The organism is Bacillus sp. FSL R5-0439 (assembly GCF_038008805.1).
In the GTDB taxonomy this organism is placed as follows: Bacteria; Bacillota; Bacilli; order Bacillales; family Bacillaceae; genus Bacillus; species Bacillus safensis.
In genome coordinates this window covers 2850031-2866481 of sequence record NZ_JBBOZW010000001.1, presented here as the reverse complement: position 1 = coordinate 2866481, position 16451 = coordinate 2850031, and the positions used below count along the sequence as shown (strand labels likewise).

The 16451-nt window shown below is 39.9% G+C and carries 22 protein-coding genes; 17 read left to right on the top strand and 5 right to left on the bottom strand.

Features of this window, described 5'->3' with window-relative positions:
* Nucleotides 1-4: 4 nt before the first annotated feature.
* Both NST59_RS14870 and NST59_RS14865 read left to right on the top strand, forming a co-directional pair.
* Nucleotides 5-748 (top strand): (S)-benzoin forming benzil reductase, encoded by a 744-nt coding sequence (locus NST59_RS14870; RefSeq protein ID WP_341041026.1) that lies wholly within the window; start codon nucleotides 5-7, stop codon nucleotides 746-748.
* A gap of 144 nt (nucleotides 749-892) precedes the next feature.
* A complete protein-coding gene (locus NST59_RS14865; protein ID WP_024423336.1) occupies nucleotides 893-1426 on the top strand; it encodes an HD domain-containing protein in 534 nt (177 codons plus the stop codon).
* On the opposite strand, the gene NST59_RS14860 is transcribed toward NST59_RS14865, so the two are convergent.
* The gene (locus NST59_RS14860) at nucleotides 1423-2910 is read right to left on the bottom strand and encodes an esterase/lipase family protein (RefSeq protein ID WP_235354773.1); all 1488 of its coding nucleotides are present in this window, start codon (nucleotides 2908-2910) and stop codon (nucleotides 1423-1425) included. The genes NST59_RS14865 and NST59_RS14860 overlap by 4 nt on opposite strands.
* Before the next feature lie 176 nt (nucleotides 2911-3086).
* Here NST59_RS14860 and NST59_RS14855 point away from each other — a divergent pair, with 176 nt between their 5' ends.
* The 9 genes from NST59_RS14855 to NST59_RS14815 all read left to right on the top strand — a co-directional run bounded on the left by NST59_RS14855 (nucleotide 3087) and on the right by NST59_RS14815 (nucleotide 9463).
* On the top strand, nucleotides 3087-3323 hold the full coding sequence (locus tag NST59_RS14855; RefSeq protein WP_024423334.1) for a YuzF family protein: 237 nt from the start codon (nucleotides 3087-3089) through the stop codon (nucleotides 3321-3323).
* Nucleotides 3324-3506: 183 nt separating this feature from the next.
* Nucleotides 3507-4610 carry an AI-2E family transporter gene (locus NST59_RS14850; RefSeq protein WP_041088455.1) on the top strand — a complete coding sequence of 368 codons (1104 nt, stop codon included), beginning with the start codon at nucleotides 3507-3509 and terminating at the stop codon, nucleotides 4608-4610.
* A 66-nt stretch (nucleotides 4611-4676) separates the two neighbouring features.
* Nucleotides 4677-4898, top strand: coding sequence for a spore germination protein (locus NST59_RS14845; protein ID WP_003213446.1), 222 nt, complete (start codon nucleotides 4677-4679; stop codon nucleotides 4896-4898).
* Between the two features lie 98 nt (nucleotides 4899-4996).
* Nucleotides 4997-5218: a spore germination protein gene (locus NST59_RS14840; RefSeq protein ID WP_107163176.1), complete on the top strand. Its 222-nt coding sequence runs from the start codon at nucleotides 4997-4999 to the stop codon at nucleotides 5216-5218.
* A gap of 95 nt (nucleotides 5219-5313) precedes the next feature.
* A complete protein-coding gene (locus tag NST59_RS14835; RefSeq protein ID WP_024423330.1) occupies nucleotides 5314-5562 on the top strand; it encodes a YueH family protein in 249 nt (82 codons plus the stop codon).
* Nucleotides 5563-5589: 27 nt separating this feature from the next.
* Complete coding sequence (locus tag NST59_RS14830) at nucleotides 5590-5997, top strand: YueI family protein (protein WP_126682270.1); 408 nt, start codon at nucleotides 5590-5592, stop codon at nucleotides 5995-5997.
* A gap of 60 nt (nucleotides 5998-6057) precedes the next feature.
* A complete protein-coding gene (locus NST59_RS14825) occupies nucleotides 6058-6609 on the top strand; it encodes a cysteine hydrolase family protein (RefSeq protein ID WP_024425949.1) in 552 nt (183 codons plus the stop codon).
* A gap of 17 nt (nucleotides 6610-6626) precedes the next feature.
* Nucleotides 6627-8099 carry a nicotinate phosphoribosyltransferase gene (locus tag NST59_RS14820; protein WP_024423327.1) on the top strand — a complete coding sequence of 491 codons (1473 nt, stop codon included), beginning with the start codon at nucleotides 6627-6629 and terminating at the stop codon, nucleotides 8097-8099.
* Nucleotides 8100-8236: 137 nt separating this feature from the next.
* Complete coding sequence (locus NST59_RS14815; protein WP_047203313.1) at nucleotides 8237-9463, top strand: EAL and HDOD domain-containing protein; 1227 nt, start codon at nucleotides 8237-8239, stop codon at nucleotides 9461-9463.
* Between the two features lie 35 nt (nucleotides 9464-9498).
* Here NST59_RS14815 and NST59_RS14810 read toward each other — a convergent pair whose 3' ends face one another.
* On the bottom strand, nucleotides 9499-9855 hold the full coding sequence (locus NST59_RS14810; RefSeq protein ID WP_052773115.1) for a hypothetical protein: 357 nt from the start codon (nucleotides 9853-9855) through the stop codon (nucleotides 9499-9501).
* Nucleotides 9856-10360: 505 nt separating this feature from the next.
* On the opposite strand from NST59_RS14810, the gene degQ reads away from it, so the two are divergent.
* The 6 genes from degQ to NST59_RS14780 all read left to right on the top strand — a co-directional run bounded on the left by degQ (nucleotide 10361) and on the right by NST59_RS14780 (nucleotide 15237).
* Nucleotides 10361-10501, top strand: a complete 141-nt coding sequence (gene degQ, locus NST59_RS14805; protein ID WP_003213123.1) for a degradation enzyme regulation protein DegQ — start codon at nucleotides 10361-10363, stop codon at nucleotides 10499-10501.
* A 152-nt stretch (nucleotides 10502-10653) separates the two neighbouring features.
* Nucleotides 10654-11568 carry a polyprenyl synthetase family protein gene (locus tag NST59_RS14800; protein WP_126682268.1) on the top strand — a complete coding sequence of 305 codons (915 nt, stop codon included), beginning with the start codon at nucleotides 10654-10656 and terminating at the stop codon, nucleotides 11566-11568.
* Complete coding sequence (locus NST59_RS14795) at nucleotides 11565-11732, top strand: competence pheromone ComX (protein ID WP_080696376.1); 168 nt, start codon at nucleotides 11565-11567, stop codon at nucleotides 11730-11732. The genes NST59_RS14800 and NST59_RS14795 overlap by 4 nt, the downstream gene beginning before the upstream one ends.
* 57 nt (nucleotides 11733-11789) lie before the next feature.
* A complete protein-coding gene (locus NST59_RS14790) occupies nucleotides 11790-14102 on the top strand; it encodes an ATP-binding protein (RefSeq protein WP_047203311.1) in 2313 nt (770 codons plus the stop codon).
* A gap of 80 nt (nucleotides 14103-14182) precedes the next feature.
* Complete coding sequence (locus NST59_RS14785; protein ID WP_024423322.1) at nucleotides 14183-14824, top strand: response regulator transcription factor; 642 nt, start codon at nucleotides 14183-14185, stop codon at nucleotides 14822-14824.
* A gap of 23 nt (nucleotides 14825-14847) precedes the next feature.
* Nucleotides 14848-15237, top strand: coding sequence for a hotdog fold thioesterase (locus tag NST59_RS14780; protein ID WP_047203310.1), 390 nt, complete (start codon nucleotides 14848-14850; stop codon nucleotides 15235-15237).
* Between the two features lie 94 nt (nucleotides 15238-15331).
* Here the strand turns inward: NST59_RS14780 and mnhG are convergent, their stop codons facing one another.
* Genes mnhG through NST59_RS14765 form a run of 3 tightly spaced genes read right to left on the bottom strand, consistent with a single transcriptional unit; the run spans nucleotide 15332 to nucleotide 16450 of the window.
* Nucleotides 15332-15706, bottom strand: a complete 375-nt coding sequence (gene mnhG, locus NST59_RS14775; RefSeq protein WP_024423320.1) for a monovalent cation/H(+) antiporter subunit G — start codon at nucleotides 15704-15706, stop codon at nucleotides 15332-15334.
* Nucleotides 15690-15971, bottom strand: coding sequence for a Na(+)/H(+) antiporter subunit F1 (locus tag NST59_RS14770; RefSeq protein ID WP_039181117.1), 282 nt, complete (start codon nucleotides 15969-15971; stop codon nucleotides 15690-15692). The genes mnhG and NST59_RS14770 overlap by 17 nt, the downstream gene beginning before the upstream one ends.
* Nucleotides 15971-16450, bottom strand: a complete 480-nt coding sequence (locus NST59_RS14765) for a Na+/H+ antiporter subunit E (protein ID WP_024425941.1) — start codon at nucleotides 16448-16450, stop codon at nucleotides 15971-15973. Before NST59_RS14765 ends, NST59_RS14770 begins: the two co-directional genes overlap by 1 nt.
* Nucleotide 16451: the final 1 nt, after the last annotated feature.

The window sequence follows — 16451 nt, the reverse complement described above, 5'->3', positions numbered from 1 at the left end:
TGTCATTCGAATTTCAATCGTTACAGGCGGATCAAAAGGTTTTGGCCTAGCACTTGTGAACAGGCTGCTTTCACGCGGGGATCATGTGTACACAGCAGCAAGAAGTGCATCGCCGATATCCCATCCAAAGCTCACACATACTCAGGTCGATCTGACGGATGAAGAAGCAGCGGCCAAATGGCTTCAACATAGTCTCATGCCGCAAACTCTGGTAGATGCTGATGACATCTTATTCGTCAATAACGCAGGAATGGTTACACCTATCAAACGCGTTGGACAAGGCGGACAGGATACGCTTCATCAGCATTACAAGTTGAATCTTGTCATTCCTGTTTTGCTGAGCCATGTGTTTGCCAAACAGACTCAATCTTTTAACGGAAAGAAAACGATCGTTCATCTCTCTTCTGGAGCGGCGAAAAACCCATACAAAGGCTGGAGTGCGTATTGCAGTTCAAAGGCAGGACTCGATATGTTTATGAGGACTTTTCATGAGGAACAGCAGGACGAGGCGCATCCGATCAACACGTTTTCCTTTTCACCCGGCACGATTGATACAGATATGCAGGGGGAAATTCGGAAGTCATCAAAACAAGACTTTGAACAAATAGACCGTTTTCAGCAATTATATGAAACAGGCACACTGAAGAGTCCAGATGAAGTCGCAGGTATTTTGCTCGATCTTTTAGGAGATGATCCAACTGGCGGATGTGTCTACGATGCACGTGAGTATGTGAAAAAGCAGTCATAACGACTGCTTTTTTCGTATTGTACAAGCAAAAACAGCTCATTTGACATAAGCTATTTTTGAGACTCATAGAAAATATAACAGAACATTTGAGTTTCTTTTCAGAATATGTTAGGATGCTAAAAATATAGATAAGGAGGGGTTTCCATGAGAAAGGTTACATTAATGGATGTTTACACCCATCCAGTCGCTCAAAAATATTTAAATCGTTCAGGTAAAGCCCATGCGATTGCTTGTGCTTATCACGCATTCAAACTGGCGGTGCAGGCTGGGATTAATCCAGATCTCGCTGTGAAAGCAGCCCTCTTGCATGACATCGGCCACTATGAATGGTATACAGCTGGCGGAGAATGGGATTACGAGACATATAGACGGAATGATATTCATGCCATTAAAGGTGCAGAGCGTGCTCACAAACTGCTCATACGCCTCGGTGAGGAACCAAAGGCAGCCAAAGATATTGCGCTTGCAATTCTGCTTCATACGGATTCATATTTGCCAGAGGGCGACCTTCATAAGGACACACTCCAGCAAATCGTTAAGAAAGCAGATGAAATGGATGAAGAGCCTGGCGGGCATCACCATTACAGACAAATAGACGAATCACTTGCAATGAAAAAAATCACGGAATTGGATCAGAAAGTGCAACAGGCACTTCAGCCCATGAAACGCTCTGTTTAGTATGGAATGTCACCATGAATATTTCCATGCTGATCGACATACAATGTGCGAATAACGGTACGGTTAAATGCTGATGTACCTGATGCAGTGAGTCCAGTGTAATGAACCGTGACAGAATAAGCACCTTCTTTTTTCAATTGAACAGCTGATGAAGCAGTTGTTTTGAGAGGATGATCTTTTTGGGCATCCTTAAAGTAAAAGGTTTCTACTTTCTTGCTTAATCGTTTAATCAGACCGCTTGAATGGGTTGATGCATCATCCCCTGATTTCGCTGCTTCTGCTTTGATTTCTTCATTTAGTGGTGAATCAAAGGATACGAGCAGCAAATAAGGAGTCATTTTTTCTGAATTTGATCGAATTGTCCATTTTCCAGGAACGGGTTTATTGATTTGCACATGGTGCGAAAATGCGCCTTCATATGGGAAAGATGCTTCCGATGTCTTCAGATTTGTTAAGACGTCTCCATTTGGGGCGATGATTTCCGGCCGCGCCTCCTGCCTTTCATTTAACCACTGAATCGATAAGCCATTCGTTCCTTCCTCTACATAGAACGCTTCTGTTTTATCCTTTTCACTTTCTCCGCCTTTCACATAAACATCTGTATTCAGCTCAGTAGAGTTCGGGCTCTCTATATTTTCACTTCCAGTGCTTGCGGCATTTGCCAGCAGCTGATGCTGGAACACAGGGAACATGCTTGTGCCGTTTTTAATGGAGTTGTGATCCCATTTCCCTGTTAAAATATTGTTTGCATATGATAGTCTTGTGCTGCTTACCGTGACGGCGCCATCGTTTGCACCAAAGCTCTTTAAATACATGCCGCCTAAGTACAGCACCCCGCCAAATGTGCCCCATTCCGATCCCGAATAAGTGATGTATTTTTGAGGAAACTTCTCCAGCTTGTCGGTTTCACTTCGAAAAGCCGCCATGAGCCCCGTTTGCAAAGAATAGAGCGCATCGCTTTTTTGTCCAAGAATTTCCGCGAGCCAGCTTCCGCCCTTGCTATACGCTAAATCTGCAAGCGGCGTCCCGTAATGAGGGGAGCCAAGTGTGATGACCTTCTCTACATATGGATGGGCATTGTGATACACGAGTGCGGACTGTGTATCCACCCCGCCTTTACTATGACCAATCACAATGAGTTTTCGACCGAACACATCATAGATTTCTTTTAGCTTTTCTGCTAATAGTTTGCCATTCTTTTTCGTATCCTGATCTGGATACAAATCTATGAATGCGCTTTCGTATCCGTTCAGAACAGCTTGCTTTGCCATGTCGTTTCGGTCGAACCATGTGGAGGAGGAGCTGTTAATGCCGTGAACAAAAACAAGTGGCGGTTTTGACTCGTCTTTTTGAACTGGCGCTTCTCCTTTAAACCACTTCCCCGGTGTCCCAGGTTCATCTCCAATTGATCCTGCATACGCATAACTTGCAAAGGAAAAAAAGAGCATGACAGCAGCGAGACAGATGAGTTTTTTCAAGATCATTCACCTCTTCAAATGATTTAAGTTGTTGGCAGCACCAATCTATTATACTTCCAAAAGATGTAAAATAACATAAAATGTTAAAATATGGTATTTATGTTGTAGGTTTGCCCTGAGTGACATTCACATGGGTCATTGCATACGCTGTGGGTAAATACACAAGTAAAGGGGCAGGTAGGATGGCACAACAAGGAAGTCCACAGCTTGTTTCATTAGTTGATCCATATGTTTATCAAACATTGCAGAAAGTAATCGGTATGAGATTAATTGTTCAAACAGTGAAAGATACGGTGCGTGGAAAATTAAAAGAAGTCATGCCGGATCATATTGTCATTGAGGCGGGGGCGAAATCAGTTTTTTATGTGCGGATCCAGCAAATTGTATCGGTGATGCCTGATCACAGTGAAAGAGTGTAGCAAGCAGACGCAAAGGTGTCTGCTTTTTTCATGCTTACAGAATGTATATCTGGAAAAAGTGCATGATATACCAATTGTTCTTTTTTTTACAAAAAATAAGGTTCTAAAACAAGAAGCAGTTGACAGAAGGTGGGTTGAATAGTAGTTTTTTAATAAGATCAATACGTAACAGGAGGAGCATCTTTGTTAAAATCTAAAGTTCATTTCTGGACATTCCAAATATTACTTGTTTTACTCATTGTTTATGTATCAACAAAGGTTTCGTTTTTATTTCAGCCGATTATTTTATTTGCTTCAACCTTGTTTGTTCCCATCTTACTGGCTGGAATTCTCTTTTTCATCTTTAATCCAATTGTTCGATTTTTGTCCAAGAAAATTCCTAGGACACTGGCTATCCTGATCATTTATCTTTTGTTCATCGGACTCATCACGTTCATTGTGAATGCTGCGGGACCGATTATTGTCACGCAGGTCGGTGGACTTGTCAAAAGCTTCCCTGGTTATGTGACGGATATGCAGAAATTTATGAATGACTTCTCGCATTCTAAAACATTTACTTGGATGATGAACCAAGATTATGTCTCCGTCTCGAAGTTTGAACAGACAATTGTTTCGACATTAAAAGATTTGCCGGAAAATATTGCTTCAAGTATGTCTGCTGTGTTTGGCGTGATTGCCAATATTGCTTTAGCTGTAATCACAGTTCCGTTCATTTTGTTTTATATGTTGAAAGACGGACATAAGTTTCCGGACAAGCTTGTTCAATTTTTGCCAATGCCTTACCGTAAAGAAGGATTGAAAATCTTTAAAGAATTAAACGATACGCTTGCGGCTTACATACAAGGGCAGATTGTTGTCTGTTTATTTGTTGGAGTGGCTTGTTTTATCGGGTACTTATTAATTGGTGTGAAATATGCGCTCATTCTCGGTATTATCATTGCGGTCACAAATGTGATTCCTTACCTTGGGCCATATCTTGGCGCGGCACCAGCTGTGCTTATTGCGTTTCTTGATTCGCCTGGAAAAGCGGTGGTGACAGTCATTGTCATTCTTGTCGTTCAGCAAATTGATGGAAATGTTATTTCTCCATTGATTATTGGGAAACGCCTCAACACACATCCTTTGACCATTATCCTTTTATTAATTGGGGCAGGAAGCTTTGGCGGGATCCTTGGTATGATCTTTGCGGTTCCTGTTTATGCACTGCTCAAAGCCATCACCTTGAATATTGTCAGATTGGTGCAGCTGCGTCAGCGATCTCGTAAGGAACAGCATTTAAACGTCTAGGACAGATGCACACCTTTTCCCTTTTTGCATAAGATGATTGAGATAAGCAGATAGGGGGAGATTCTGATGCCTGCAATCGTTGGACCTATTCATATCGAGTCATTAGGAGGAAACGGTGCAGCTACTTTCGGTGATGTCCTGGCCATTGCCCCTTTGGCTGTAGACCACTCTACTGGCGGAGCGGGAGCCTTTAATTCAGGTGATTATATGTCACTTACAAGTGATCCGAATGCGACAATGCTTTGGGACTTCACATTGTTTGGCCAGCCTCAATCATTTAACGCATAGAAAGACAGCTGATGATTACAGATCAGCTGTCTTTTTTATTTTTCATACACGTATTTTTAGGCTGGGCATATGATGAGGAAAGAAAAGGTGGTGGAAAGATGCCAGCGATTGTTGGGCCTATTCATATTGATCGTGTGTACGGAAATGGGGCAGCACATTTCGGTGATGTTTTTGCCATTTCGCCAAAAAGTGTCGATCACTCTGCCGGTGGTTCAGGGACTTATAATGCAGGAGATCTTGTCCAATTTTTTAACAGTCCAAATGTCACTTTTGTGTGGGATATAGACCTGATCAGCCAGCAAAAAAGCTTTAATGCGTAGCCAGCTTTGAAAGGGAATTCCTTTTCAGAAGCTGTCTTTTTTTATGGTACAATGGATATGGATGTAAGAAAAAAAAGAGGTGTGAACAGAGTCAAATGAAAATTAGAAAAGCACACATCACAAGCGGACAACCAAAGACCTACAATGTATATTTACATGAAAATAAAAAAGAATATAAAACGCTTGTAGCCGTACCTGACATTGAATGGAGTATTTCCATTGCGTATGAGGACGAAAAAGAGCAGCTCATCCATACGCTTGAACAATCTTTAATGGAAAGAGTAGAAACAGACGAAGCCCGTGACCTCGCACTCAAGATTGTGCACTGGGTCACAGAAATGTAAATTTAGAAACCAGGAGTGAAAACAGCGATGAAAGAAGAATCCGTAGACTTTTATTTGCAGCAGGGGATATTTGGACATGCTGAAACAAAACCCGATGAACGAAGGATGTTTCTTGGTTCATTAAGGGAACGAGCGCTTCTCGCCCTGACAAAGGGACAGGTATCAAGAAATAAACCGTATCATGAGGTGGAGCAAGTATTGAAGGCCAATCGCCAGGCCACAGTTCTTTTAAATGGTGAATTGTCCTATGCTTCCTATTCTCAATATGTCAAAATGGCAAATGCCGCTGGATGTTCGTTTAAAGTGGTGAATCATCATGAAGCGCACTCTCCATTTGGTCTTGTCATAGAGATGCCAAGTGCGGTCAATCAAGAGCACATCTATCTAAAAGATGAGCTGTTTCAAAAAGCTTTTTCTCACGAATCTGTTGAATAGGTTTCCCTAGTGAAATGAATAAGCTATAATGATTCAAAAGAGCATATGGGAGAGATGCGGATGGGCAAAGCGTTGATTTGTATTGATTATACAGTTGATTTTGTTGCAGACGATGGAAAACTGACATGCGGAAAGCCTGGACAGGCGATTGAGTCTAAGATCACAGAGATCACTTCTTCATTTATTGATGAAGGCCACTTTGTCGTCTTTGCTGTCGATCATCATGAAGAAGAGGACCCTTATCATCCAGAGACAAAGTTATTTCCGCCCCATAATATTCGCGGAACAGAGGGTATTGAACTTTATGGACAACTAAGTTCACTATTTCACACGTCAAAACATTTAAAACATGTCTACTATATGGAAAAAACAAGATACTCTGCTTTTGCAGGCACTCAATTAGAAATGAAACTGCGCGAGCGCGGCATCACGGAACTTCACTTAGCCGGCGTATGTACCGATATTTGTGTACTTCATACAGCTGTTGATGCGTACAATAAAGGCTTTGAACTTGTGATTCACCAAAATGCTGTGGCGAGTTTTAATGAAGCGGGGCACGAGTGGGCACTTTCTCACTTTGAGCAGTCGCTTGGTGCGAAAGTGGTTAAGTAAGGGAAGGAGAATGGAAGTTGGAGCATCGGTTTAATGACGACAGTTTATCACTACATACAGATCTTTATCAAATTAACATGGCAGAAACGTATTGGAGAGACGGCATACATGAGAAGAAGGCAGTCTTTGAACTCTTCTTTAGAAAGCTTCCATTTGACAATGGCTTCGCTGTATTTGCTGGCTTAGAGAAAGCGATTGAATATTTATCGGACTTTTCCTTCACTGAAAGCGATCTCGCGTATTTAAAAGATGAACTTGGTTATAAAAGCGATTTCATTGACTATTTAAGCGGATTGTCCTTTACAGGTACACTTCATTCAATGCGAGAAGGGGAAATTGTCTTTGCGAATGAACCGATTATGCGCATCGAGGCAACGCTTGTTGAAGCCCAGTTAATTGAAACAGCATTGCTTAATATCGTGAATTTCCAGACGCTGATTGCAACAAAAGCGGCTCGGATTAAAGGAATCATTGAAGATGAGACAGCATTAGAATTCGGAACAAGACGGGCACATGAAATGGATGCGGCGATGTGGGGAGCAAGAGCGGCACTCATCGGCGGCTTCCAGGCAACAAGTAATGTTCGTGCTGGGAAACGCTTTAACATCCCTGTATCAGGAACACATGCTCACGCACTTGTACAAGCATACCGCGATGAATATACAGCATTTAAAAAATATGCTGAAACACATACAGACTGTGTCTTTTTAGTCGATACGTATGATACTGTCAGATCAGGTATTCCGAATGCGATTAAGGTAGCGAAAGAATTTGGAGACAAAATCAACTTCATCGGTGTCAGACTTGATAGCGGGGACCTTGCATACTTGTCTAAAAAAGCTAGAACAATGCTGGATGAAGCAGGATTCCATGATGCAAAAGTCATTGCATCAAGCGATCTTGATGAACACACCATTATGAATTTAAAGGCACAGGGCGCCAAAATTGATGTGTGGGGTGTTGGGACAAAACTGATCACAGCATTCGATCAGCCAGCTCTCGGTGCAGTGTATAAGCTGGTGTCCATTGAAGAAAACGGTAAAATGAATGATACCATCAAAATTTCATCCAACCCAGAGAAAGTGACAACACCTGGCCGTAAACGGGTGTACCGCATTATCAATCAATTGAATCATCATTCTGAAGGTGACTACATTGCGCTTGAAGAGGAAGATGTTCATAGTGAGGATAAACTAAAAATGTTCCATCCCGTGCATACATTTATTAGTAAATTCGTGACAAACTTTGTGGCGAAAGATCTTCACGTACCGATTTTTGAACAAGGTAAACTTGTCTATGACAATCCAGATATTCAAACGATTCAAGCCTACGTGCAGGACAGTCTTGGACTCTTCTGGGAGGAATACAAACGAATCAGCAAACCAGAAGAATATCCAGTCGATTTGAGTCAAAAATGCTGGGATAATAAAATGCAGTTTATCCATGATGTGAAAAATAAAATCAAAAAAGAGCTTTATGAAAGCGAATGATTAGAAGAAAGGGAGATCATCAAGCCAGATGGTCTCTTTTTTTAATTTTGACCGATTGAAAATGAACTAAAAGCGCAATCATTTGGTATACTGAAAGCACATCTTGTTTGTCATGGCATAAAGGAGGATTGGAGCAGTTGAGGGTGTTTGTTGCGAGACAGCCTATTTTTAACAGAAAAGAACAAGTCGTATCATATGAGCTGCTTTATAGAGATAGTGAAACCAATACATATAGCGCTGAAGACGGTGATCAAGCGACAACGGACCTCATTATCAACAGTTTTCTAAATATCGGCATCGAAACACTGACAGAAGGAAAACGATGCTACATTAATTTCACCGAAAGCTTGCTTTCATCTGATCTGCTCACCTATTTTGATCCGCATCAGCTTGTGATCGAGATATTAGAAAATGTACCGATTACCCCGGCACTTATTATGAGATGTAAGCAGTTAAAAAAATGGGGATATACGATTGCACTCGATGATTTCTTCCTAAACGGAACACATTATAGTGACAAGCTGCTTGAGGAACTCCTCTATTGCATTGATATTTTAAAAATTGACTTTCTGAAAACAACAACGCAAGAACGAAGAGCTATTCTGAATACGTATAAAAAGTATCGCCTTCGATTTCTAGCAGAAAAAGTAGAAACGAGAAGAGAATATGAAGAAGCGCTAGAAGCGGGTTTTCACCTGTTTCAAGGGTATTTCTTTAGTGAGCCGCATGTGATATCAGGACGAGCATTATCGACCAGCTTCCATGCGTACCATCAGCTTTTAAATGAGTTAAGCAAGGACCAGCCGAATATCCAGACCGTGACCCATTTTATTGAAAGTGACCTTTCGCTATCATATCAATTATTAAAAATGCTGAATTCAGGCGGCATGAGACGTCTATATCAAATTAAGAGTATCCGGCAGGCGATTATCCTGCTTGGATTTAATGAAATTCGGCGCTGGATCTTTATCCTTTCATTTAAAGAACTGAATGTCCAAGCTAACTCAAGCCAAAAAGAAATTATCAAAATGTCATTCATTCGTGCCAAAACGTGTGAACTGATTGCTTATCGGACTGAACGAGAGCACCCTGCCTCTTATATGCTGACAGGCATGTTTTCTCTCATTGATACACTTGTCAGGGCAGATATCACAGAACTTGTGAAGGAGCTGCCGCTTTCTGATGAAGTTGGCGAGGCACTGCTTGGCTATGAAAATGATTATTCTTTTGTGCTAGGTGTGGCCAAACGTATTGAACGAAACGAATGGGATGATGAAATGTTTGATGGAAATCTCCCGAAACAGGAAGCCTATGGCTGTTATATAGAAGCCATTGAATGGTGCCATAAAATGTTTGAATCTTAAGAAAAGCCGCTCGTGTGAGAGCGGCTTTTTCTTTGTCATGCCCACTGTAAAAGAAGGAAAAGTCTGCTGGAGGCAAGAGACAAGTAGATTCGAATGCCTTCTGGACTAAAGCGGATATCAATACCGCTTTTTACCCCGATTTGCTTCAGCATTCGGATGACACTTGTCGAATCAGATCGCTCAGCAGCCTCCATGATGCGCTGCGCAAACGGAAGAGAGCTGGAAATTTGCTGCGTGATGAGTGAAGCATCAGCAACGAGACGGGCTGATTCCTTTGCGGCTCGTTGAAATGAGTGGGCATCAACTGGAGGAAAAGTCATTGGCGTGCGCGGCGGGTATGCGTTGCTCATTGCGGGAACCTGCAAAGCAGGATAAGGTACATAGTAAAACACATGGTCACCTCTTCTCTCATTGGCGTGAAATTGGACGGATATCTGTTCTAAATGTATGTAGAAAATCAGAATAAAGAATCAAAATGATCTTTCTATCTTTGTAATTCCAGCATAAAAATAGGTACTTTTGCGGTCAATTTCGGTGAATGTCGCCAAAAAATTGCGGTGTCCACAATAGCGTCTGTCGTCTGACCTATGACACGCAAAACCGAAGATATAGAGGGGATCGTACGTTCTGTTGGGAGGGAAGTGTGACGAATGATGCCTATTCCTGTCGCAAAAATGACGCAATTCCTTTGAAATTGAGATAAAAGTATGATTTGAAAAGTCAGAAAATGATGAAAAAAGACCTATTGAATTTTGCGGTATCGCGCACACGTTTTGTGCATACTTTTCGGTGAAAAAATACTCAATTACATTTACACTGTTAGTAACAGATCAAATACTTATGACCCAATCACCATACACAAATACATTGATCTTCCAAAAAAGGAGAGTGGAATCGATGGAAAAGTATGAAATCGAAGAGCTTAAACAATTATTATGGAAACTTGAAAACGAAATCAGAGAAACAACGGCTTCTCTTCATAACATTAACAAAAGCATTGATCAATACGACAAATATGAATATGTGAAAATTTCTTAAAGACTTGATAATCATCAAGTCTTTTTTTTTATCCAAATACATACAAAAAAAGGATATATTATTATATAATTGTTAAATAGCGATGTCAGTGGACATTTGCTCATGTCTTTTTAGTAAAATAAAAGACGAAAGGGTGAGGTACAAGATCGAGTATGCTAAACTATCTAGAGAATACAAAAATCAAGCAGAATATGTCTGATTTTATTCAACATGCAGTCAGGCAGAATGATTTACAAAAGCTGCTTCTGAAATTTACAGATAGAAAAAAAGAATTTCCTCTTGGTCAATTGGCTTACCAGCATTATGAGGCATTTGGCGGACAAGACAAGCAAGCGATTTCAAAACTGGCAGCAGGGATTGAACTTCTCATTTTATCTGCCGATATATTAGATGATATTGAAGATCAGGACAATGATTCGTATCCTTGGATGAACGTCGACCAAGGAGTGGCCATCAATGCATCTACGTATTTGTATACGGTGAGTATCCAATTCATCACATCAATATGTGAAAATAATTCTCAACTAATAGAGAAATTGTTCCATTTCATCAAAATGTCAATGGAAGGGCAGCACGAGGATTTGCGTCATTTGCATGGAACAGAAGAAGAGTGTGTAGAGGTTTTAAGGAGAAAATCAGGTTCTTTAACAGCTCTTTCTAGCGTACTGGGTGTTTATTTAGCGACAGGAAAAATAAACGCCACTGTGGAATCTTATTCGATATATTATGGTGTTGCTGAACAGATCAGTAACGATTTTTTTGCGTTATTTTCAAAATCAAACGGAGATTTTCAAAAAAAACAAACGCTGGCATTCAGTTATTTACAAAGACGTTTTAACGATGCCAGTCAAGAGCTTCTTTCCTTCTTTTCTAACCGGCTGGATGAGTCAGAGCAAAAGCCGTTTCAACTGAAGCAGAAATTACTTGAAGCTGGTTTGACTCAGTACATGGTATCGATGAGAGAGATTATGCTGTTAAAAATGAAGCGAGGAATTGAACAACTTGATTTACCTAAAACGAAGAAGGAACAATTATATGCATTTATGACAAAGGAGGGCAATGATTGAACATTCAAAATATCATTGCACATCTAATGAAGAACCCAGTTGTGATCGATGAATTGAAATCTGGAAATGCAAGTTTAATTCATGCAGATGCACAAACAACCGCAGCCATTATAAAAGGTGTAGAAAAAGGATACATGAGTGCGAAATACATCTGGGAGTATTAATTTTAAGATCCAACCTGTATGATTATTTAATGATCTTTTCTTAAGGATGTTTTAAACATGAAGCTTACCTATACAAAATTGTCCACATTTCTTGTGTTTTTGTCTTTTTTATTTGTGATCTATATTTCATATATCTATGTATTTGATATTTTTAATGGTGCACGTGTAGAAAAGAATGAAAATGGTCAAACGGAAGTTGTTGACGTTGAATATCTTTCTTTAGCTTATTCGTCAGGGTTAAAAGAAGGAGATATTATTTTAAAAATAAACGGACAATCTAATTTAATTCAAGATCATATGATTAATGGTAAGCTTAGAAATGTACAAAGAATTGATATTCAAAGAGGAAACCAAATTATATCACTTAAAAATAAAACATTGATTGGTCGAGAAAGCTTATTTATCTATTTAATCCCTCTTCTTCTATATTCAATATGCTTATTCTGTATCTTTTTTATTATTAAAATCAACAAAGAGCCGCAACGAAAATCTGCATTTTTATTAATTTTATTCTTATTGTCAATTTGTGTTGGATATCTGAGTGCAGGTACTTCAGGAATTGGTGATAGATTTAGCCATTATGTTCTCTTATTGTGTTTATCGAGTGTATCCATCTTATATATTCATTTTATCTATCAATACTTCAAAGAATTTGATGTGCACTTAACGAACCCAAAACTAATCAGGTGCTTATACTTAATACCTATTTTTAATCTTGCAGTACATAGTGGAGTTTCGGTGTCATCTGAATTGAGAAAATATGTTCCAAGCATCAGTTTGCTGTTTTTTTTCGGAACAGTTTTAGTAGCACTTTATTTAATAGTCAGAGGCATGAAGAGATATAAAAAAACAGCACATGGTTCAGTTTTAAAGTTTTTTGCTATTATAAATGTTTTGTCGTTCAGTCCATTTATTTTATTTTTCGTTATTCCCTATGTATTTTTTGATAAGTATTTGATTGATCCTTTTATCCTGACGTCTATCGTTTTGTTAATTCCTTTTTCACTCGTGTACCAATTTATGACGAACAAACTTTACAATATGGATTTTCTAATTAGTAGACTGAGATACTATGGCTTTCTAGCCATTACACCAACCATTTTCGTTGTAGTCACGTTTTACATTCTGCAAAAACCAGAAGATTTGAAGTACACACTGAAGCTCGCATTAATCACTTATACTCTCATGCTGGCTGTTTTTTATTTCAAAGAAATTCTAGATTTCCGTTTTCGATTGAAGCGTTTTTCAGAGAAGCATAATTATCAGGATAGTGTATTTAAATTTACACAGCTCATTCGTGAGGCGTCATCACTCCATCAAGTATTGTATCATTTAAAATACACCATCTTAGAAGTACTTGTTGTGAACAAAGCCTTTGTGCTTGAAGTGAAGGCAGATGGACAAATTGTTGAAATTGATGAATCAATAGAAGAAAGCCAGCTATGGAAAGAGTATGTGGATCAATTTCAAGATATTTTAGGTGAAGTTGGAAAAATCATTGCGCTTGATAAAGGATTCATGATGAAAATTGGTGAGCGGGGCGGTCACTCTTTTGTGATTTGCTGTTTATCTAATTTACGGACACCGAAATTGTCGCGTGATGAGATTTCTTGGCTGAAAACATTGGCCTTTTATACAAGTGTCAGTTTAGAAAATGTCGTCAAGATCGAAGAGTTGATGGAGCATCTTGACGATTTGAAACAGCGCGAGGCCAATCCTGCCTGGCTGAAGAAAATCATGTTTGCTATGGAAGAAAAGCAGCGTTCAGATTTAGCGAGAGATCTTCATGATTCCGTGCTGCAGGACTTGATATCACTAAAAAGGCAGTCGGAAATGTTTTTAACGAATTTCCAAAATAACCAATGCCCGACATCTATTGAAAATTCGCTTATCTCATGGAATGATCAAATGTCCAAAGTGATTCAAACGACGAGAGAAACGTGTCATGAGCTTCGGCCTCAGCTGCTGTATGATTTAGGTTTAGTAAAGGCGATATCGAAGCTGACTTCTCAAATTCAGGAGGAAGCACCGTTTCATATTAGGCTGAATACGACACGCTTTGATAAAGAATTGGACATTGATATTGATTCACAGCTGAATATTTACCGAATTGTTCAGGAGTTGTTATCCAACGCCCTGAAGCACTCTAAAGCCACTCAAGTGTTAGTGATGCTGATTTGTATTAAAGATCAGGTTGTTCTTCACTATGAGGATGATGGAGTCGGTTTTGATGCAAGTCATCTTGATCAGCACACAATGAGCATGGGGCTTTCGGGAATTAGAGAACGAGTCAAAGCATTAAATGGAAAGCTTCAAATTCACACAGCCCCGGGGAAAGGGCTTAAGGTGAAAATTGAAATGGAATTGTAACCATTTATTAAGGATTAAGACTTGGCATCAGCCAAGTCTTTTATATAAAATGGAAGTGAGTGATTTAAAGGGAGGAAGACATGAAGAAGATATTGGTCATTGATGATCATCCGGCTGTCATGGAAGGGACAAAAAGCATATTAGAATCAGACCAGCAGCTATCAGTCGATTGTTTAAGTCCTGATGCAGAAGCCGCCTTTTTAAAGACGCATGACTTTTCCATCTATGATGTGATTTTAATGGATTTAAATCTCGGGGATATCAATGGAATGGACATAGCGAAACAAATTTTAGAAACCAACCATCAAGTGAAAATTATCATTTATACAGGGTATGAAGTAGATGATTATTTTGAAGAGGCTATTCGGGCTGGATTACACGGTGCAATTAGTAAAACAGAGACGAAAGACAAAATTATTGAATACATACACCGGACATTGCAAGGAGAAGTTGTCATTCAGCTGTCCTATTTAAAGAAATTGATTTCACAGCAGCAAGAAAAGCCAGAACAAGCGCAGCAGACTGACCACGATCTCTTAACGGAACGGGAGTGTTTGATCCTTAGAGAAGTGGAAAAAGGATACACGAACCAGGAGATTGCCGATGTGCTTCATTTGAGCAAACGGTCAATTGAGTACAGTTTGACATCCATCTTTAATAAGCTGAATGTTGGATCTCGTACAGAAGCGGTGTTAATTGCCAAGTCTGAAAGTGTGCTGTAAACGTGTGAAGGGAGAGGGCCTTAATGAATGTGAGCGGATCAAATACACTGCTTGAGGCACTAGGCATTGAGATTGTAGAGTGCAATGAATCACGATGCGTTGCAACAATGCCAGTCGATCACAGAACAAAACAGCCATTTGGACTGCTGCATGGAGGAGCATCTGCTGCTCTAGCAGAAACAGTGGCGAGCATGGGGGCTGCGGCTCATTTAGACTTAACGCAGCAAGTTTGCTCAGGTATTGAAATTAATGCCAATCATTTAAAATCTGTACGCGATGGAGTTGTGACAGCGACAGCTGTTCCTGTGCATATAGGACGGCGTACAATGGTATTTCAAATCGATATAAAAGATGATCGAGACCGGCACATCTGTACGTCCAGATGCACACTTGCTGTCATTGATCGCATATAAAAAAGCTCCCGGTGCAGCGGAAGCTTTTTTTATATGCACGTTGAGCGATAAAAAAAGAATGGCCCAACATATCAGGCCATTCTTTTTTCGCTTTTTATAAATAAGAATCTTCTTTTCGTTTAATTACAAAGTTACGGAAACCGCCATAATCATCTTGTACACTGCGTTTATCGAGCTTAACACCAGTATTGTAGGCGGCTCTTCCGATTAAGTGTGCGCCGACTGGTGCTGTCAGGAAGATGAATACGATGCCGAGAAGGATTTTTGCAGAAATAACGCCTGCAAGAAACCATTCATGAAAAAACACACCTACTAAAATCAGAACAACGCCAAGTGTCGATGCTTTTGATGCAGCATGCATACGTGTGTAAACATCCGGCAGTCGAAGGACACCAATAGCTGAAATCAAACAGAGGATAGCGCCTAGCAGGATAAAGAAAATGACGATGGCTTTAGCGATGACGATCATTTTCAATCACTTCCCCTTTCTCAAGAAATTTGGAAAAAGCGACAGTACCGATAAAGGCAAGGATACCGAGCAGTAAAATAATCTCAAAGAATGCAGTGGTTTTCAGTAAAATTGAAACGATGGCTGTCATCCCAATTAAATTGATTCCTATCGCATCAAGCGCACTCACACGATCAGGAATAGAGGGACCTTTGATCACTCGTATCACAAAAAGCAAGGTAGACAGCGCAAGAATGCCAAGTGAAATTTGCAAAATGAGTTCCATTACTTACCGCTCACCTCCTGAATCGCTTTCTCAAATGAAACCCGGATATCGTGAATGGCTTTTTCAGCATCTTCAATATCCATCGCATGAATGTATAAAATGGAACGATCGTCGGAAATATCAATCACTAGTGTACCTGGTGTCAATGTAATCATATTGGCCAGTATGGTGATTTCCCAATCTGTTTTCAAATCCGTACGAAAGGCGAAAATTCCGGGTTTAATCGTGAGCTTTGGAGATAATACGGTCTTTAATACACTTAAATTGGCAAGAAGCAGCTCGCGAATAAAAATGATGATAAGCTTGAAAATCGCATAAAGGGCATAGCCGTAAAAACGCTGCGGGAAAAATCGCCGCAGCATAAAAATGGCGATCATCCCTAATGCAAACCCTGATACAAAGTCTGCAGCTCTGTATGTATCATTCATAAACATCCATGTAAAGGCGAGGAGAGCGTTTAATAATATTTGAAAGGCCATG